The organism is Rhodanobacter sp. sgz306013, assembly GCF_057031145.1.
Genome location: NZ_JBXCIJ010000002.1, coordinates 202,990 through 221,857 on the forward strand (window position 1 = coordinate 202,990; position 18,868 = coordinate 221,857).

The following is an 18,868-nucleotide window of genomic DNA, read 5'->3' on the forward strand; positions in this document are numbered from 1 at the left end:
GCCATCGGTCGGCGCCGGTCGAAGCCGGGGCGCTTCTCGTGTCGCGGGCTGGGCCGCGCGAGCCTGCCGGGAGAGGGAGGGTGCGTTCAGCCGTCCGTGTCGCGGCGCGAAGCGACCACGACGGGCTGCTTCTTGGTCCGCGGATGATGGGCGGCCAGGCGGGTCGCGGCACGGTGGGTGCGATGCGTGGTCGTGCGGCGGCAGGCGGTGCTGCCACGCGAGCCGCAGCTGCGGCTCGCCACGGCCACCGACTTGCCGTGGTGCACCTGACGGCCCGGCGCCGGCCGGCGCTCTGCGGTCGGCAGGGTATCCGCCTCGGCGGTCTGGATCGGCGAGATCGCCTCGAGGATACGTGCGGCGCGACTGCCGGGACGCACGCCGCCGGCTTCGGCGACCAGGATCGGCGGCGTCTGCACACCCTTGAAGCCGTCATCCAGCAGGCGCGCCATCAGGCGGTCGCGTCCCGCCGCGGTGCGGCCGCCCAGCACCACGGCGAACAGGCGATGGCCGTCGCGCACGGCGGTCGAGGCTAGGTTGAAGCCGGAAGCGTCGGTGAAACCGGTCTTCAGCCCGTCCATGCCGGCGTAGCGGTACATCAGGTTGTTGTGGCCGCGCACAATGTGGCCGCGGAACACGAACTCCTGGGTGGCGAAGAAGTGCGCGTACTGCGGGAAATCGCGGTACAGCGCCATCGCCAGCTTCACCAGATCGTGCGCGGTGGAGGTGTTGTTGGGATCGGGCAGGCCGGAGGCGTTCGCGAAGTGCGTGTCGCCCATGCCGAGCAGCGCGGCCTGCGCGTTCATCATCTCGGCGAAATGGCTCTCGCTGCCGCCGATGCCCTCGGCCATCACCGTGGCGGCATCGTTCGCCGACTTGGTGATCATGCCGAGCACGCAGTCCTGTACCGAGATGGTCTGGCCGGCGCGCAGGCCCAGCTTGGTGGGTGACTTGCCCGCCGCCCAGGCGGACACCGCCATCGGCTGGTCGAGACGCAGCTTGCCGCTCTTCAATTCCTGGAAGGTGAGGTAGAGCGTCATCATCTTGGTCAGCGAGGCGGGATAGTCGCGATGATCGGCGTTGACCTGCTGCAGGATCTGGCCGTTGCTGCCGTCGACCACGATGGCTGCGTAGCCGGCATGCGCCGCGCAGGCGAAGAAACTGCCGAGAGCGCACAGCAGCCCCGGCACCAGCATCGCGCGCAGACGACCCAGCATCCGCCCCAGCCTCATGGACTCGATGGCCACCCGAACACCTCGCAATCAAACCGCAGCATTACCCCACGTGGGCGCGACCTTAACGCAAGGTCGCGGCAAATTCCATAGGCAAGACATGAAATAAATTCGTTAAGTCGATGTTCCACAATGAATTGTTTCAGGCGGGCTGCCACCCCCCGGCCATCCGCCTGGGCGGCAAGGCCCGCTAGAATAGGGAAATGTCCCTGATCCAATTGCAGCGCGTCGACTTCAGCATCGGCGGCCCCCTCCTGCTCGAACAGGTCGATCTCTCGATCGACCGCAACGAGCGCGTGTGCATCGTCGGCCGCAACGGCGAAGGCAAATCCACCCTGATGAAGCTGATCGCCGGCGAGCTGAAGGCGGACGACGGCGAGGTGCGCGTGCAGAACGGCATCATCGTCGCGCGCATGGCGCAGGAGGTGCCGCATGGCACCGCCGGCAGCGTGTTCGACGTGGTGGCCGCAGGTCTGGGCGACCTCGGCCGGCTGCTCGCGCGTTACCATCACCTGCTGCACGAAGGCGATCTCGACGCGCTGGGCGACGTGCAGCACGAAATCGAGGCGCGCCACGGCTGGGATCTCGACCGCCGCGTCACCGAGGTGCTGACCCGTCTGGAGCTGCCCGCCGACACCGACTTCGCCGCGCTCTCCGGCGGCATGAAGCGCCGTGTGCTGCTGGCGCAGGCGCTGGTGCGCAAGCCCGACGTGCTGCTGCTGGACGAACCCACCAACCACCTCGACATCGAGGCGATCGGCTGGCTGGAGGGTTTCCTAAAATCCTTCGACGGCAGCCTGATCTTCGTCACCCATGACCGCAGCTTCCTGCAGGCGCTGGCCACGCGCATCGTGGAGATCGACCGCGGCCGGCTCACCGACTGGCCCGGCGACTACGCCAACTACCTGCGCCGCCGCGAGGAACGCCTGCACGCCGAGGCGCAGGCCAATGCGCTGTTCGACAAGAAGCTGGCGCAGGAAGAAGTGTGGATCCGCCAGGGCATCAAGGCCCGCCGCACGCGCAACGAAGGCCGCGTCCGTGCGCTGAAGGCGCTGCGCATGGAACGCGCGCAGCGACGCGAGCTGGGCGGCAACGTGAAGATGACCGCGGCCAACGCGCAGGCGTCCGGCAAGAAGGTGGTCGATCTGGAACACGTGCACCAGAGCTACGGCGGCCGCGTGCTGATCGACGACCTCACCACCACGGTGATGCGCGGCGACCGCATCGGCATCGTCGGCCCCAACGGCGCCGGCAAGAGCACCCTGCTCAAGATCATGCTGGGCGAACTGAAGCCCGAGCGCGGCAACATCACGCTGGGCACCGGCATCCAGGTCGCCTATTTCGACCAGCACCGGCTGCAGCTCGACGACACGCAGAACGCGCTGGACAACGTGGCCGAGGGTCGCGAGTTCATCGAATTGAACGGCCAGCGCAAGCACATCATCGGCTACCTGCAGGACTTCCTGTTCTCGCCCGAGCGCGCCCGTGCGCCGATCACCCGGCTCTCCGGCGGTGAGCGCAACCGCCTGCTGCTGGCCAAGCTGTTCGCCCAGCCGTCGAATCTGCTGGTGATGGACGAGCCCACCAACGACCTCGACGTGGAGACGCTGGAGCTGCTGGAGGAACTGCTCACCGATTACCAGGGCACCTTGCTGCTGGTCTCGCACGACCGCGCGTTTCTCGACAACGTGGTGTCCTCCACGCTGGTGCTGGAAGGGGACGGGCGGATCGGCGAATACGTGGGCGGCTACACCGACTGGCTGCGGCAGCGGCCGGCGGCGCCCGTGCCGGTCGCAGCGCCGACGACAAAGGGCCCGCCGGCACCGCCCCCCGCGGCGGAAACGAAACGCAAGCTCAGCTACAAAGACCAACGCGAACTCGAGCAGCTGCCCGCCCGCATCGAGCGGCTCGAGGCCGACATCGCCGCGCGCGGCGGTGCAATGAACGACCCCAGCTTCTTCCAGCAGGACGGTGCCGCCATCGTCAGGGCCAACGAGACACTGGCCAGGCTGCAGCTGGAACTGGAAAGCGCCTATGCGCGCTGGGCGGAACTGGACGGCTGAACGACCGGCCGCCGCTGGCGGCATGGACGGCCATGCGCTGCCCACCATGCGCGCGGCTGGAGGTCGCGTGCTATTCGATGACGTGCCGGGCGGCCTCGCCGCCCTTCACGGCGCTGGTGACCAGGCGCTTGTCGAAGGTGGCCAGCCGACCGCCATGCTTCACGGCAAGCGCCAGCAACCAGGTGTCGGTGACCTGGCCGGATGCCAGCAGGCGCTCGCGGTCGATCAACGGCGAATCGAGCAGGCTCAGGTCGGCCGGCCAGAACACGTGCCCGGGCTGCCCGCACAGCTCCGCCAGCAGCTCGGCGGCCAGCGCAGCCGAGGCCACGGCGTTGCCGTAGCGCGGATGCGACATGATGCGCAGGGCGCCGTTCTGGGTGAGGTTGCAGCTGGCCCAGGATGCACGTGCGGTAGCGAACCAGGCGTGTGCCGCCGCGTGGTGCGGATGGACCGGATCGAGCAGCGCGAGCAGGACGTTGACGTCCAGCAGCCAGGTCGTTTCCGGCCCCGGCCAAGGCGCACGCGCCTCGCGCACGCCCGTTCCGGCCTTGCGGCTCAGGGCGCCCACGGTGCTTCGTCGCGCAGCTCGTTGATCTGCTCCAACGTCGTCGGCCTGGCGTCCTGGCGCACCGGCATCAGGCGAATGCCGTTGCGAAACCGCGGCGCCGCAGCCACCGGCGCCAAGCCCTTTCGCGCCAGCTCTGACACTACCTCGCCCAGCGTGCGGCCCTGCTGCTCGGCCAGGGCGCGCGCGGCGGCGAGTACGTCTTCGTCCAGTTGCAGGGTGGTGCGCATGATCGGTGCTCCCGCGACGCGACGGCATCGTTGCGGACATCAAGCATCACGCATCACGCATCAGGCGTCAAGCCGCTGCCCGCCTCGTCCGGCGCCAGCTTTTTCAAGCCATGGGCAGCCACAGGATGGCGAGGGCTCCCGTGGCATCGCTGCGCGGGCGCAGGCCGACACCGCCCTCGTGGGCCTCGGCAATCTGCCGCGCCAGCGCGAGGCCGATGCCAGAGCCGCCTGGCTTGGTGGTGAAGAACGGCACGAACAGGTTGTCGCTGGGCGGCGGCCCGGGACCGTCGTCCTCCACTTCGATCACCGCGCGTTCGCCGTCGCGTCGCCAGCGCAGGCGCACGCCGCCGCCGGGCAGCGAGGCCTCCACCGCGTTGCGCAAAAGATTGATCAGTGCCTGTTCGAGCTGGTCGGGATCGGCCTGCAGCGTCAGCGGTTCGCCAGCCTCGACCGTGACCCCCAACCGCTGTTCCAGCTTCGCCACCTTGGCCACCAACGCGGACAGCTCTACCGCGCGCGGCTGCGGCGGCGGCAGGCGCGCCAGCTTGCTGTAGCTGGAGAGGAAGCGCCCCAACGCTTCGGCACGATGGCCGATCAGGTCCAATCCACCGCGGAAATCCTCGCGCCAGTCCTCGGGCAGCGGGTCACGCGCGGCCAGCGTGGCCAGGGTGCCGGCCATCGACTGGATGGGCGCCAGCGAGTTGTTGACCTCGTGGCCCAGCACGCGCAACAGGCGCTGCCACGCCGCACGTTCTTCCTCGCGCAGCACGCGCCCCACGTCGTTGACCACCAGCAACTGGCCGCCCCGTCCGCCGCTGCGCAATGCGGCGTGGCGGACCTCGAAGCGCCCGCTGCGCCCCGGAAACACGTGCGTGAGCAGGCGCGCGGCCGGCCCTTCCAGCAACGCTTCGAGTCCGAGTTCCGCGGCACTCAGGCCGAACAGGCGATGGCGCTCGGCGTCCAGCAGACGCTGTGCCGCCGGGTTGAGCAGGCGCAGCCGACGCCCGTCGTCGAACACGAACACCGCGCTGTCCAGCGCCGCCAGCGTCTTGCCGAGCAGGTAGGAGGACTCCTCGAACTCCAACCGCTCACGCTGCAGCCGTTCGGCCAGCGCGTTGATGTCGTAGATCGCGTCACCCAGTACCCCACCCTGCACGCCGCGCAGGCTGTAGTCGCCCTGGCGCAGTGCCTCCAGCAGGCCCGACAAGGTGTATAGCGGGAACACCACGCGCCGGTACTGCCAACGCGCGAGTAGCAGCGTGGCGACGACGGCGCCAACGATGCAGGCCCAGCGTATCGAAGCATCCCACGCAGCCTGGGCCAGCACGAGGGCGGCGAGCAAGCCCGGCGTGGCCACCAGCAGACTGCCCAGCAACACGCGCCGCTCGAACCGCGGCATGCGGCCGGCGCGCTGCGCAGGGTGTTCAGCAGGCATCGCCGCCCGCGTCGCGCAGATCGTGCTTCTCTAGTCGCCGGTACAGCGACTGGCGGGTGATGCCCAGCGCATCGGCGACGCGCTGCAGGTTGCCGTCATGGCGCTCCAGCGCGCGCTGCACCAGGCGCGCCTCGACCTGCTCCAGCGTCATGCCGTCGAGGTCCGCCGCCGGCTGCGCCGCAGCTTCGCCGAAGGCCAGCGCGGCAGCGCTCACCTCGTCGTGCTCGGCAAGCAGCGCGGCGCGCTCCATCAGGTGCTGCAGTTCGCGCACGTTGCCGGGCCAGCGCCAGCCGGTGAGCGCACGCTCGGCCGACGTCGCCAGCCGCAACCCGTCACGACCGTAGCGTTGCGCGCTGCGGGCAAGGAAGGCGCGCGCCAGCGGCAGGATGTCCTCTGCGCGGTCGCGCAGTGGCGGCAAGCGCACTTCCAGCGTGTTGAGGCGATAGAGCAAGTCCCTGCGGAAGCGGCCTGCGGCCACCTCCGCGGCAAGATCCGCATTGGTGGCCGAGACCAGCCGCACGTCGACCTTCTGGGTGCGCGACGAACCGAGCCGCTCGAACTCGCCATCTTCCAGCACGCGCAGCAGCTTCGGCTGTTGCGCGACCGGCACGTTGCCCACCTCGTCGAGGAACAGCGTGCCGCCATCGGCCAGCTCGAAGCGGCCGATGCGCTCGCTCTTGGCATCCGTGTAGGCGCCGCGCACGTGGCCGAACATCTCCGACTCGAACACGCTCTCGGCGATGCCGCCCATGTTGATCTTGACCAGCGAACGCGCTGCACGCGGCGAACGTTGGTGCAGTAGCTGGGCGACCACGCCCTTGCCGGTGCCGTTCTCGCCCAGCACCAGCACGTTGGCGTCGCTGGGCGCGATGCGCTCGACCAGTGCCAGCACGCGGCGCATCGCCGGCGACTCGGCGATAAACTCCTCGCCCGCCTCTCCGCGCAGCAGCGCGTTCTCCGCCTCCAGCCGGCGCTGCCGGCGCGCGCCATCGGCCAAGGCAATCTGTGCGCGCAGCACGCTGACCAGGCGCGCGTTGTCCCACGGCTTCTCGATGAAGTCGGCGGCGCCGCGGCGCATCGCTTCGACAGTGATCGGCACGTTGCCCCACGCCGTCATCGCCACTACCGGCAGCTCGGGCGCGAGCTGCCGCAGGCGCTCAAGCAGATCCAGACCCTCCTCGCCCGAGGTGGTGTCGCGCGAGTAGTTGCAGTCGATCAACGCACAGGCAAACTCGCGCTTGCGTACCGCCTCCAGCACCGCCGCGGGATCGGCCACGCCCACGCTGGCGATGCCCTCGGCCTTCAGCAGCAGGCGCAACGCCTCGCGCACGTCGGCCTGGTCGTCGGCCAGCAGGATGGTGGGGGTCGGTTCGCGTGCCATGCCTTCGCTCATCCATGCAGTGTAGCGATCACTCGTAGCGCAGCGCGACCGCGGGATCGACGCGCAGCGCGCGCAGCAGGGGCACCAGCGCGGCAAGCACGGACACCCCGAGCACCAGCAGCAGCACGGTCGCGAATACCGCCGGATCGTGTGCGCGTGTGTGCAGCCCCGGATCGGCCAACATGTTCGACCCCGGCAGCGCCAGCACGAAGCCGATGCCGAGCCCGATGCCGAGTTGCCAGGCCAGCTGCCGCGCCACCGTGCGCACTACCGCGCCGTGTCCGGCGCCGATCGCGCGGCGGATGCCGATCTCGCGCGTGCGCTGCGTCACCGAGAACGCCAGCACGCCATAGAGGCCCGCCGCCGCCAGCAGCAGCGCGACCAGCCCCAGCGCAGCGAACACCTCAGTCAGCACCAGCAGCTTGAGCCGCGTCATCGCCATCACTTCCGCCTGGCTGTACGCCGCGTGGACGGCCGCCTGCGGATCCACTTCGCGCACCAGCGCCGTCAGCCGCCGCACGTAGGTTTCCGCATCCGCGTGGGTGTGGATCGCCAGGCCTACGCCACCCAGCGGCGCCTGCGTCGCCGCCTGGTCCAGCGGCAACAGCAGGCCCGGCAGCGGCTTTTCCAGCGCGCTGTCCAGCCGCAGCGGCTCGATCACGCCAACGACAGTCAGCGCGAGGGCCTGCGCGCGGCCCGGCCACAGCACCAGCTTGCGACCCAGCGCATCGCCGTGCGGCCACGTCGCCTCGGCCAGCTTGGCGTCGACCACCGCCACCGGCGTGCTGTCCGCGCGGTCACTGGCGTCGAAGAAGCGTCCTTCGCGCAAACGCACACCGTAGGTGGCCAGGAAATGCGGATCGACGATGCCCATCTGCACCCGCGGCCAACCGTCGGACGGCTGCGGCTGGCCCGGCAGGGACACGTTCTCGTGGCTGCCCAATGCGGCGCTTGGAATGGTGTCCGCAGCGGCGGCGTCGATCACGGCAGGATCGCTGCGCAGGCGTTCGACCACGGTTTCGAGGAAACGGATGCGCCGTCCGCCGTCCGCGTATCGCGCCGACGGCAGCGCCACGCTCGCCGTAAGCACGTGCGTGGCATGCGCGGCCCCGACCGAGCGCTCCGCCAGCAGTCCGCCCAGTGCGCGCACGAACATGCCCGCGCCCACCAGCAGCACCACGGTCAGCACCACCTCGGCTACCACCAGCACCTTCGCCACCTGGGCGAAGCCGCTGCCGGAACCCTTGCCGCCGTCGCGCAGCGCGTCCTGCAGGTCGGCGCGCGCGGCGCGCCAGGCAGGTACCAGTCCGGCCAGCGCGGTGCTCAGCACGGCCACGCCGAAGCCGAACAGCAACACCCGGCCATCGATGCCGAAGCGGAAGAACATGTTCGGTGGATCGTTGCTGGCGACGAACACGCCGACCAGCCAGCGATTGCCGAACTGCATGATCGGAACGGCCACCGCCAGCGCCGCCACTCCGAGCAGCAGGCTTTCCGCCAGCACGCCGGCCATCAGGCGCCCGCGGCCGCCGCCCAGCGCGCTGCGCAAGGCCAGTTCGCGGCGCCGGTTCAGGGTCTGCACCAGCTGGAGGTTCGCCACGTTGACGCAGGCCAGCAGCAGCACCAGCCCGGTTGCGCCGAACATCAGCCAGACCCAGCCGCGCTCGTCTTCGGGAATGAAGCTCACTGCCAGCGGCTTGATCATCAGCGGCCGCTTGCGCAGGCCGGGCGGCAACGCACGCTGCATCGCGTCCGCCCGCGCGGCAAGTTCCGCACGCGCTTGGCGCAGCTCCACCGCCGGCGCCAGCCTGCCCACGCCGGAAATGCCGATGCGCTGCCCCAACCTCAGCCGCAGCGGCATCCACAGCTGGCTGGCCTGCGGAAAGCCGAAATCCGCGGGCAACACACCGATCACCGTGGCCGGCTCGCCGTTCACCTGCACCGCACGGCCCACGATGCGCGGGTCGGCATGGAAATCGTGCCGCCACGTCGTCTCGCTCATCAGCACCACGGGGGCCGCACCCCGTACCTCGTCGGACGCGATGAAGCCGCGGCCGAGGATCGGCTCCACGCCCAGCAGCTGCATCATCGAGGCGGTTAGGCGGGCGCCAGACAAAAAGTTCGCGCCGTCGCCAGCGTCCAGATTGAAGCCGGTGGAGACATAGGCGCCAAGCGCGTCCAAGCTGCGCAGATGCCCCTGCAACTGCAGGTACTGCCCGCTGTCGATGTCGCCGATGCCGTAGCCGTTGGACGGCTGCGCACCGATCGCTACCAGCCGGTCCGCCTGCGGAAACGGCAACGGCTGCAGGATCATGGTGTTGACCAGGCTGAACAGGAACAGCACCACGCCCAGCCCCACGCCCAGCATCCCCACCGACAGCAGCGCATAACCAGGTCGCCGCCGCAGCCGGCGCCATGCTTCGCGGAATTCGCGCAGGATCATCGTCACTCTCCCCTCAAGGCGCGCATCGGCGCCACGCGCGCCGCACGTAGCGCAGGCAACAAGCAAGCCAGCACGCCCGCGATGGCAAGCACGGCGCAGACGCCGAGCACCACCACCGGATCGAATACATTGCTGCGGCCAAGCAGGGTCATCAGCAGCACGGCCACGGCGTGCGAAGCGGCCAGCGCGGCGGTCACGCCGATTGCCAGTCCCAGCGTGATCTGGCCCAGCCCGCCGCGCAGCACCAGTCGCAGCAACCGCCACGGTGCGGCACCCAGCGCCATGCGCACGCCGAACTCGCGCTCGCGCGCGGCCACGGCTACCGCCATGACCGCATACAGACCGGCAGCCGCCAGCAGCAGCGCCAGCGCGGCGAACAGGCCGATCAGCCACAAGCTGAGCCGTGCGCTTGCCGTGGTCTGGTGCACGATGTTCTGCATCGTGCGCAGGTTGGCGATCGGCTGCTCGGGTGCGATCTCGGCCAGCGCCACGCGCACGCCAGCCTGCCAGTCCATCGGGTTGCCGTGGCCACGCAGCGCGAAGCGCAGCGGCTCCAGGCGACGGAAGATCGCCATCATCTGCGCCGGCATCTGTGCCAGCGGCACGTACACAACTGGCTGCTTCGGCTGCAACGCACCACGCTGGTAGGTTCCACCCACCACGCCGACGATACGCAGCGGCCACACACCGCCGCCGTCACGCGGCACGTCGATCACCCTGCCTATCGCGTGACCACCGTAATACGTATCGGCCAGATCCTGACTGACGATGGCCACGCTTTCGCCACCGGCCACGTCGTTGCGGTCGAGGCCACGTCCTGCGCGCAAGGGGATATTGAACAGCTTGAGGAAATCCGGTTCGATGCCGTGGTACTGCGCCACGAACTCCCTGCCATCCGGCGTGCGCACGCTGCTCTGGAGCTGGCCGTACATGTCGTCGCTGGCGGGCAGGTTGGTGGTCGCCGCGGCGACGGTGACGCCGGGGATCGCGCGCAGCCGCTGCGTCAGCCGCTGCGACAGGTTCCACACCGACGCCACGTCCGGGTAATCCGCCTGCACCGGCGCCAGCTCGAAGGTGAGCACGTTGCTGTCGTCAAAACCCAGTTGCAGCCGTGACGCGTCGTAGAGCCCATGCATGAACACGCCAGCCGCGCACAGCAGCACCGCCGCCAGCGCCACCTGCGCCACCACCAGCAGGCGGCCCAGCCGTCCGCTGCGCAGGCCGGCGCCGCTGCGGCCACCCTCGCGCAACTCGTCCACCGTTGTCGCGCTGCGGCTGCGCCACAGCGCCAGCCCTGCCGCCAGCAAGGCGCCCAGCAGCCCCACGGCGAAGGCCAGCAGCCACGCCGCTGCGCCGACATGCAGGTGCCCGCCCCACAACCACTCGACGGGAATGAAACCCTGCATCAATCTCAGACCGGCGACGGCCAGGGCCATGCCCAGCAGCGCACCCGTGCCACCAAGCAGCAACCCCTCGCCCAATGCCGGCAACATCAGCCGCAACAGCGACGCGCCCAGCGCGCCGCGCACGGCGACGTCGTGGCTGCGCGACAGCGCGCGCAGCAGCATCAGGTTGGTGAGGTTGACCAGCGCGATCAGCAGCACCAGCAGCGCGCTGGTCATGAACAACAGCAGCATCGGTCGCGCGTCCTGCTGCACGACCGAGGCCAGGCCTTCGGCACCGAAGCGTGGCTTTTTCCAGTTGCCCCCCATGCCCATGTCGCGATACATCGTGCGTTCGCGCGCATCGGCCTGCGCCGACACCGCGGCGATATCGGCACCCGGCGCCAGTCGCGCGAGCGCCACGGTGCCGTTGTGGTTGTAGTCGCGGCTCCCCACCGGCAGCGCCGTCGGCAGTACCACATCGCCCGGCCCCAGCACGGTATTAAAGGCCGCCGGCAGCACGCCGACGATGGTGTGCGGTACGCCTTCCACCTGCAGGCTGCGGCCGATCACATGCGGATCGCTGCCGTAACTGCGCCGCCAGAAGCCGTAGCCGAGGATGACCACGGTCGGTCCGTGCGGACGATCCTCCTGCGCGTCGAAGTTGCGCCCCAGCACCGGCTGCACGTCCAGCGTGGGCAACAGCCCGCGGTCGACGTAGATCACCGGCAGCTGTGCCGGCGCGCCGGCGCCCGCGACGTTCACCGTCGAGCGCGGCCGCCACAGCCCCAGCGAGGCCACGCCGTGGAGCTTGTCCAGATACTGGTATTCGTGCGGCGAGATGCCGCCCACGTGGGCGTTGTCGTGGATCTGGCCCAGCACCACCAGCCGCGACGGCTGCGGTACCGGCAGCGGCCGCCACAGGCTGTTCTGGATCAGCGCGGCCACCGCCACGCTCGCGGCTATGCCCAGCGCCAGCACGCCGGAAGCCAGCAGCAGGAAGCCAGGGCGGCGCAGGCTGGCGCGCCAGGAGCGCCAGATTTCGGTGACCCAGATGTTCATGCAACCCTCTCCCCCGAAGCCGTTTCCATCGCCCTATTCCCCGCGCAAGGCATGCATCGGCGCCACGTGCGCCGCGCGCAAGGCCGGCAGCAGGCAGGCGGCGAGGGCCGCGAGCACGAGCGCCCCGCACACCCAAGCGACGATCAGCGGCGCGAAGCCGATATCCGCCACCGATTCGACCATTCCGCGCAGCCATCTCATCAGCAACCAGCCTGCGCCGGTGCCGAGCACAAGGCCTGCCAGCACCTGGAGCAGGCCCGCGCGCATCACCAGGCGGCCCAGTTGCGCAGGCGACGCGCCCAGCGAGAGGCGCACGCCGAATTCGCGTTGCCGCGCGGCCACGGCCACCGCCATCACGGCATACATGCCGGCCGCTGCCAGCAGCAGCGCCAGCGCCGCGAACAGACCGACCAGCAGCAGGCTCAGGCGCACCGGCTCGGTCATGCCACGGGCGATGTCCGCGAGGCTGCGCAGACTGGCGATGGGCTGCCGGGGCGCGACCTCCGCCACCGCCGCGCGCACCGTGTTCCGGTAATCGCCAACCGTGCCGTGCACTCGCAGCGCGAAACGCAGCGGCATGAAGTCGCGGATCATGCCCATGACGGTGTCGGGCACTTGCGCCAGCGGCACATAGACGATGGGCGCGGCCGGCTCCAACGGGCCGAACTGGCGCGTATCAGCGGCCACGCCGACGACACGCACCGTCGGGTTGCCGGTGGCGCCGAACACAAACTCCAGCGTCTTGCCCACGGCCTCGCCGCCCAGGTACGCCCGCGCATACGCCTCGTTGACCACGGCCACGGCTTCGCTGCCGGCGCCATCGGTACGCTCGAACCCGCGGCCGCTGCGCAGCGGGATATCAAAGGCGGCGAAATAGCCGGGACTGACACCACGGAACTGCACGGCTTCCGGCTCGCCTCCCGGCGCGCGCAGCGGCATGTTGAGCTGATCGCCGACAGGCAGGTTGGTGGCGGCGGCGACCTCCGCAACACCCGGTTCGGCACGCAGGCGCTCCAGCAGGCGCTCGGTCAACCGGTGCACCGATGGCACATCCGGGTAGGTGGCCTTGACCGGCGCCAGCTCGAACGTCAGCACGCCTTGCGTGGAGAAACCCAGCGGCGTCCGCGCCGCGTCACGCAAGGCGTTGAGGAACAGTCCGGCCCCGCACAGCAGGGTCGTGGCCATGGTCACCTGCGCCACCACCAGCACCTTGCCCAGCATGGCTCCTTGCCGCCCAACCCCGCTGCGACCGCCTTCGCGCAGATCGTCGAGCGCGATGGCCGCGCGGCCACGCCAGAGCCCGAGCGAGGCCGACAGCAAGGCGCCGGCCAGGCCGATGGCCAAGGCCACGCCCCACATCGCCCCGGACGCGTGCAAGGCATCCGCCTGCCACTGCGCCGGCATGAACCCGCGCAAGGCCGCCAGCCCCAGGCTGGCCAGGCCCATGCCCACCACTGCACCCAGCAACCCCACCAGCAATCCTTCGGCAAGCGCCGGCCAGGCCAGACGCACCGTCGACGCCCCCAGTGCGGCGCGCACGGCGGCATCATGCCCCCGCGCCAGCGCCCTGAGCACCATCAGGTTGGCGAGGTTCACCAGTGAGATCAGCAGCACGAACACGGCGCTGACCATGAACATCGACAGCACGTGCCGCGATCCGGCGTGCAGTGCGGAGCGCAGGCTCACCGCGTCGTAGGACGTGCGCAAGCCGGCTTCACCCTGGCGCCCGCCCATCGCGGCGTACATCGCATGCAACCGCGTGGCGACCTCCGCACCCAGCGCAGCGAGGCTGGTGCCCGGCGCCATCCGCGCCACCGCGAAATAATTGGTTCCGTCGTCGCCCGACTGGGCCGGCAGCGCCGCCGGCAGCAGGATGCTCGGGCTGCCAAGCAAGTCGAAACCACGCGGCAGCACGCCGATGATGGTGTACGGCTTGCCTTCCAGCGACAGGCTGTGCCCGATGGCACCCGCATCGCCGCCGTAGCGGCGCTGCCACAGGTCATGCGACAGGATCACCACATCCGGTCCATGCGGCTGGTCCTCCCGCGCGTCGAAGTTCCGTCCCAGGACAAGGCGTACGCCCAGCGTAGGCAGCAGGCCCCGATCCGCCACCAGCGCCTCGACCTGCTCGGGCTGGCCTGCGCTGGTGATGTTGGCGGGTACCAGGTCATCCTTGACCAGGCCCATGGAGGCAACGCCGGCAAGCGACTGCAGATGCTGGTACTGCAGCGGCGAAATCGCCTTGTCCTCGCCTTGCCGCCCCAGGCTTGCCAGCTGCCCGGGCTGCGCATAAGGCAACGGTTTCAGCACCACCTGATCGACCAGCGCGAATACCGCCACTGTCGAAGCTATGCCCAAGGCCAGCACGCCCGAAGCCAGCAACAGGAAGCCGGGGCGACGCAGGCTGGCGCGCCAGGAGCGCCAGATTTCGGTGAGCCAGATGTTCATGCGAGAACTTCTCCTCTCATTGATTCATTCCCCGCGCAAGGCATGCATCGGCGCGGTGCGACCGGCCCGCACGGCCGGCGGCAAGCAGGCCAGGACGCCGGCGCACGCCAGCACCGCACAGGCGGCGAGAATGGCCCACGGGTCGAACACGCTGCGCCCCAGCTGCACCACCACCGCGCGCAGCACGCCCGATCCGGCCATACCCAGCACCACGCCTGCCGCAAGGCCCAGCACGATCTGCAGCAGGCCGCCTCGCAGCACCAGCACCAACAGGCACTGCGGCGATGCGCCCAGCGCGGCACGCACGCCGAACTCGCGCTCGCGTGCGGCCACCGCCACCGCCATCACCGCGTACATGCCCACGCCGGCCAGCAGCAGCGCCAGTCCACCCAGCAGGCCTACCAGCATCAGGTTGAATTCCGTGTCGGTGGTGATGTCGTGTACCACCCACGCCATGCTGCGCACGCTGTTGACCGGCTGGTCGGGCGCCACTTCGGCCACTGCCTGCTTCACCGCATCGCGGTAGCGGTCGGGGTCGCCCTGCACCTTGATGGCGAAACGCAACGGCTCGTAGGTGCGGAATGCGCGCAGCACGTCCTCCGGCATCTGCGCCAACGGCAGATAGAGGATGGGCGTGGCACCTTCGGGATCCTCCGGGCCGAACTGCCAGGTGTCGGCCACCACGCCCACGATGCGCGCGGAGAACATGCCCGTACCCGAACCGCGCTGGATGATCTGGCCCAACGCGCGACCGTGATAATGCTGGTCGGCGAATTTCCGGTTGACGATGGCCACGGCCTCGCCGCCCCGCACATCGGTATCGGCGAACAGGCGGCCTTGCAGCAGGCGTATGCCGAACACCCCGAAGAAATCCGGGCTGGCCGCATGCAGCTGGGCATTGAAGTCCTCCCCACCCTGCACATGCATGTTCATTCGCCACTGGCCGCTGAAATCGCCCGTCGGCAGGTTGGTGCCGACTGCGACCTGGCGCACGCCGGGAATCTGCCGCAGGCGCTCGACCAGCCGCTGCGACAAAGCCTGCACGGCCACCGCATCGGGATAGGTCGCCTTGACCGGCGCCAGCTCGAAGGTGAGCACGCCGCGCGCGTCGAAACCCAGGTCCGTCTTCGCGTTGTCGAGCAAGGTGCGCAGGAACACGCCGGCCGCGCACAGCAGCAGCGAAGCCAGCGCCACCTGTGCGATCACCAGCACGCGGCCCAGCAGGCCGCCGCGGCGACCGAAACCGCTGCGGCCGCCTTCGCGCAGGCTATCCACCGACAACGCAGCACGGCCACGCCATAGGCCCAGCGCCGTGGCAAGCAACGCGCCGAACAGGCCCACTGCCATGGCCAGCATCCATGCCGATCTACCGAGGCTCAGGCCGCCGAGACGAAGCCACTCGGTGGCCATCCAGTCGACCGGCATCCAGGTGCGCAAGGCCCGCAGGCCCAGCGCCGCCAGGGCTTGCCCCAGCAACACGCCGAGCAAACCGACCAGCACGCCTTCCGCCATCGACGGCAATGCCACGCGCCATGCCGACGCGCCCAGCGCGCCGCGCACGGCCGCCTCGTGGCCGCGTCCCATCGCGCGCAACAGCATCAGGTTGGTGAGATTCACCAATGCGATCAGCAACAGCAGCGCCGCGCAGGCCAGCCACATCAGCGAGGTGGCACGCGAACCCTGGTGCTCTTCGGCGCCAAAATCCTGTACGCCGTAGTGCGCACGCAGCCAGAAATCGCTGGCATAGGCCTTGCCTCCCTGCGCGGCGTAGAAGGCATGCAGCCGCGTATCCACCTCCGACGCCAGCGCTTCGCGGGTGGCGCCCGGTGCCAGCCGCGCCACCGTCGTGTAATCGTCGGAATCATTGGCGGTGTTCGCGGCGAAGGCCAGAGGCAAGGCGATCGATGCCTGCCCAAGGTCGAAACCCGCCGGCAGCACGCCGACAATGGTGTGCGCCACGCCCTCCACCTGGATGGTCTGGCCCACCACGGCGGGATTGCCGCCGAAGCGACGCAGCCAGAAACCGTGATAGAGCAGCACCGCCGGCGGCCCGTGCGGCTGGTCTTCCTGTGCGGTGAAGTTGCGTCCCAGCGCGGGCCGCACGCGCAGCGTGGGCAGCAGGCCATGGTCGATGCCCTGCGCCTGCACCTGTACCGGTTCGCCGTCGCCGGCGATGTTGGTGGCGGTCGTTTCGCTCTTGAAGCTGCCCAGCGCAGCCACGCCTGGCAAGCCGGCCAGTTGCTGATATTGCTGTGGCGGCATGCCCACCACGTTGCCCTGTTCGAGTCGCCCCAACGCCACCAGCCGATGCGGCTCGGGATAAGGCAGAGGCCGCAGCAGCACGCCGTCGATCATGGTGAACACCGCGCTGGCCGAGCCCACGCCCAGCGCCAGCACGCCTGCCGCCAGCAGCAAAAACCCGGGACGACGCAAGCTGGCGCGCCACGCGCGCCAGATCTCGGCGATCCAGACCTTCGCCGGCGCGACGTTCACGCACCCACCTCGATGCGCTGGCCGATCAGCGCGTCGAGGCGCGATTCGTCCTCGCGGCGCAGGCGGTCGTAGGTTTCCTCGTCCACCACGCGGCCGTCGAACAGGCGCACCTTGCGCTGGGCCAGCTCGGCGTAGCGCGCGTCGTGCGTGACCATGCAGAGGGTGGCACCGCCCTTGTGCAGTTCGTCGAGCAGGGCCATCACCGCCTCGCCGTTGCGCGAGTCGAGGTTGCCGGTGGGCTCGTCGGCGAGCAGGATCGCGGGCTTGCCGACCAACGCGCGCGCCACCGCGACGCGCTGCTGCTGGCCGCCGGAGAGCTGCGCGGGGTAGTGGCGCATGCGGTGTGCCATGCCCACGCGCTCCAGCGCCTCCTGCACGCGGGCGCGGCGCTCGGCGGCGTCGATGCCGCCGCGGTAGGTGAGCGGCAGCTCCACGTTTTCCTGCACGGTGAGGTCGCCGATCAGGTTGAAGGCCTGGAAGATGAAGCCGATCTCCGCGTTGCGGATGCGCGCGCGCTGCGCGGCGTTGAGCGCGGCGACGTCGTGGCCGTTCAGCACGTAGCTGCCGGAACTGGCGGTGTCGAGCAGGCCCAGGATCGACAGCAGCGTGGTCTTGCCGCAGCCGGAAGGCCCGGAGATGGAGACGTACTCGCCGCGCTCGATGTTGAGGTGGACTTCACTGAGCGCGTGGGTTTCCACCTCGTCGGTCTGGAATACCTTGCGCAGGTCCTTGAGGGTAATGACGCTGGCGGAGTCGGTCATAAAAGCTCCATGAGATTTGTGGGAGCGCACCCTGTGCGCGATGGGTCATTCGGCGAAGAGCGCGATCGCGCACAGGGTGCGCTACCGCGCGGTGTTCATTTCAAGCGGATGCGGTCGTATTTGTCCCACTGGCTGGTGTCGGAGAGGATCACCCGGTCGCCGGCCTTCAGGCCGCGCAGGATCTCGACGCGGTCCACCGAGGCCGCGCCAATGCGTACCGGCACGCGGGTGGCGGTGTCGCCGCCGGAGTCAAGGCGGAACAGGCTGAGGTCGCCGTCGGCCTTGGCTAGTGCGGGGCGGCCCACCGACAGCACGTCATGCAGCTGGGCGATCAGGATGCGGCCATCCACGGAAAGGTCGGGCCGCGCGCCTTCCGGGAGCTTGCCGGCGAGGTTCACGTCCACCTGCACGCTGCCGTTGCGCACGGCGGGATCGATGCGCTCCACCTTGCCGTCGACGAGGCCGTTGTGGGTATCCACGCTCACCGGCATGCCCATGGCCACGTCCTTGGCCTGCACCTCGGGTACCTGCAGGCGCGCGATCAGCACGTCGGGCCGCGCCACCCGTGCGAGGTTGGCGCCGGCGGCGACCTGGGCGCCCTCCTGCACGGCCACCTCCTGCAGCACGCCGGCGATGCCGGCCTTCACTTCCAGCGCGTCCGCCTGGCGCCGGCGCAGCTGCAGGTTGCTCTGCTGCTGCACCAGCGCAGCCTGCGCCGCGTCGATCTGCGCCTTCATGCTGGCGGCGAACGCGGCCACGCGCTGCTGTTCGATCTGCATGCGCTCGTGCAGCTGCTTCAGCGCGATCTGGCCCTGCTCGTATTGCACGAGCGGGATCAGATGCTGCTTTATCGCAATGCTGTCGGTATCGGCCTTGACCTTGGCCGAGGCATAGTCGGATTGCGCCTGCGCCTGGGCGGAACGCTGGTCGAGCAATTGCGACTCCAGCTCGGCGCGCTTGGCCGCCACCTCGGCCTGCGCCGCCGCGACCTGCGCCTGTGCGTTGCGCAGCGCATCCTCGGTCGCCGGGTCGGACAGGCGCATCAGCACGGTATCCGGCTGCACGGTCGTGCCCGGCCACACCAGGATCTTTTCCACAGTGGCAGGCGTGGCAGCGGCCAGCCAGCGGATCTCGCGCGGCACCAGGGTACCGGTGGCACGCACCTCGCGAAGCATGTCGCCCTGCTGCACGGCATCGATCCACAGGCTGCTGCGGTCTGCCATCGGCAACGCCGGCCCCAGCCGCCACACCAGCACGGCCAGCGCGGCCACCGCCAGTGCCGCACCGCCCACCATCAGCCTCAGGCGGCGGCGCTTGCGGATGCCATAGATCGGGTTCGCGATATCCATGCGGCATCCTTGGCAAGCCGCGTGCCA

Annotated in this window: 12 protein-coding genes; 1 reads left to right on the forward strand and 11 read right to left on the reverse strand. The window is 69.7% G+C overall.

Going from position 1 to position 18,868, the window contains the following annotated elements:
• Positions 1-86: 86 nt before the first annotated feature.
• Positions 87-1,214, reverse strand: coding sequence for a D-alanyl-D-alanine carboxypeptidase family protein (locus tag AC2EWF_RS05945; RefSeq protein ID WP_483638446.1), 1,128 nt, complete (start codon positions 1,212-1,214; stop codon positions 87-89).
• A gap of 218 nt (positions 1,215-1,432) precedes the next feature.
• Between AC2EWF_RS05945 and AC2EWF_RS05950 the strand changes: the two genes are divergently transcribed.
• Complete coding sequence (locus tag AC2EWF_RS05950) at positions 1,433-3,292, forward strand: ATP-binding cassette domain-containing protein (protein ID WP_483638447.1); 1,860 nt, start codon at positions 1,433-1,435, stop codon at positions 3,290-3,292.
• Positions 3,293-3,362: 70 nt separating this feature from the next.
• Here AC2EWF_RS05950 and AC2EWF_RS05955 read toward each other — a convergent pair whose 3' ends face one another.
• From AC2EWF_RS05955 to AC2EWF_RS06000, 10 genes are all read right to left on the reverse strand, one after another.
• Positions 3,363-3,860 carry a TA system VapC family ribonuclease toxin gene (locus AC2EWF_RS05955; protein ID WP_483638448.1) on the reverse strand — a complete coding sequence of 166 codons (498 nt, stop codon included), beginning with the start codon at positions 3,858-3,860 and terminating at the stop codon, positions 3,363-3,365.
• The gene (locus AC2EWF_RS05960) at positions 3,848-4,087 is read right to left on the reverse strand and encodes a hypothetical protein (RefSeq protein WP_483638449.1); all 240 of its coding nucleotides are present in this window, start codon (positions 4,085-4,087) and stop codon (positions 3,848-3,850) included. The genes AC2EWF_RS05955 and AC2EWF_RS05960 overlap by 13 nt, the downstream gene beginning before the upstream one ends.
• 103 nt (positions 4,088-4,190) lie before the next feature.
• Positions 4,191-5,522, reverse strand: coding sequence for a sensor histidine kinase (locus tag AC2EWF_RS05965; RefSeq protein WP_483638450.1), 1,332 nt, complete (start codon positions 5,520-5,522; stop codon positions 4,191-4,193).
• The gene (locus AC2EWF_RS05970) at positions 5,512-6,903 is read right to left on the reverse strand and encodes a sigma-54-dependent transcriptional regulator (RefSeq protein ID WP_483638451.1); all 1,392 of its coding nucleotides are present in this window, start codon (positions 6,901-6,903) and stop codon (positions 5,512-5,514) included. The genes AC2EWF_RS05965 and AC2EWF_RS05970 overlap by 11 nt, the downstream gene beginning before the upstream one ends.
• A 28-nt stretch (positions 6,904-6,931) precedes the next feature.
• Positions 6,932-9,346, reverse strand: a complete 2,415-nt coding sequence (locus AC2EWF_RS05975; RefSeq protein ID WP_483638452.1) for an ADOP family duplicated permease — start codon at positions 9,344-9,346, stop codon at positions 6,932-6,934.
• Positions 9,347-9,348: 2 nt separating this feature from the next.
• The gene (locus tag AC2EWF_RS05980; RefSeq protein WP_483638453.1) at positions 9,349-11,790 is read right to left on the reverse strand and encodes an ADOP family duplicated permease; all 2,442 of its coding nucleotides are present in this window, start codon (positions 11,788-11,790) and stop codon (positions 9,349-9,351) included.
• A 33-nt stretch (positions 11,791-11,823) separates the two neighbouring features.
• Positions 11,824-14,238 (reverse strand): ABC transporter permease, encoded by a 2,415-nt coding sequence (locus AC2EWF_RS05985; protein ID WP_483638454.1) that lies wholly within the window; start codon positions 14,236-14,238, stop codon positions 11,824-11,826.
• A gap of 24 nt (positions 14,239-14,262) precedes the next feature.
• Positions 14,263-16,731 (reverse strand): ABC transporter permease, encoded by a 2,469-nt coding sequence (locus AC2EWF_RS05990; protein ID WP_483638455.1) that lies wholly within the window; start codon positions 16,729-16,731, stop codon positions 14,263-14,265.
• Positions 16,728-17,492, reverse strand: coding sequence for an ABC transporter ATP-binding protein (locus AC2EWF_RS05995; protein ID WP_483638456.1), 765 nt, complete (start codon positions 17,490-17,492; stop codon positions 16,728-16,730). Before AC2EWF_RS05995 ends, AC2EWF_RS05990 begins: the two co-directional genes overlap by 4 nt.
• Positions 17,493-17,587: 95 nt before the next feature.
• The gene (locus AC2EWF_RS06000) at positions 17,588-18,841 is read right to left on the reverse strand and encodes an efflux RND transporter periplasmic adaptor subunit (RefSeq protein ID WP_483638457.1); all 1,254 of its coding nucleotides are present in this window, start codon (positions 18,839-18,841) and stop codon (positions 17,588-17,590) included.
• Positions 18,842-18,868 lie beyond the last annotated feature (27 nt).

Bases quoted from the DNA above. Each gene is read 5' to 3' on its own strand.
- AC2EWF_RS05945 (WP_483638446.1), bottom strand. From the start codon at position 1,214: ATGCTGGGTCGTCTGCGCGCGATGCTGGTGCCGGGGCTGCTGTGCGCT.
- AC2EWF_RS05950 (WP_483638447.1), top strand. From the start codon at position 1,433: ATGTCCCTGATCCAATTGCAGCGCGTCGACTTCAGCATCGGCGGCCCC.
- AC2EWF_RS05960 (WP_483638449.1), bottom strand. From the start codon at position 4,087: ATGCGCACCACCCTGCAACTGGACGAAGACGTACTCGCCGCCGCGCGC.
- AC2EWF_RS05965 (WP_483638450.1), bottom strand. From the start codon at position 5,522: ATGCCTGCTGAACACCCTGCGCAGCGCGCCGGCCGCATGCCGCGGTTC.
- AC2EWF_RS05970 (WP_483638451.1), bottom strand. From the start codon at position 6,903: ATGGCACGCGAACCGACCCCCACCATCCTGCTGGCCGACGACCAGGCC.
- AC2EWF_RS05975 (WP_483638452.1), bottom strand. From the start codon at position 9,346: ATGATCCTGCGCGAATTCCGCGAAGCATGGCGCCGGCTGCGGCGGCGA.
- AC2EWF_RS05980 (WP_483638453.1), bottom strand. From the start codon at position 11,790: ATGAACATCTGGGTCACCGAAATCTGGCGCTCCTGGCGCGCCAGCCTG.
- AC2EWF_RS05985 (WP_483638454.1), bottom strand. From the start codon at position 14,238: ATGAACATCTGGCTCACCGAAATCTGGCGCTCCTGGCGCGCCAGCCTG.
- AC2EWF_RS05995 (WP_483638456.1), bottom strand. From the start codon at position 17,492: ATGACCGACTCCGCCAGCGTCATTACCCTCAAGGACCTGCGCAAGGTA.
- AC2EWF_RS06000 (WP_483638457.1), bottom strand. From the start codon at position 18,841: ATGGATATCGCGAACCCGATCTATGGCATCCGCAAGCGCCGCCGCCTG.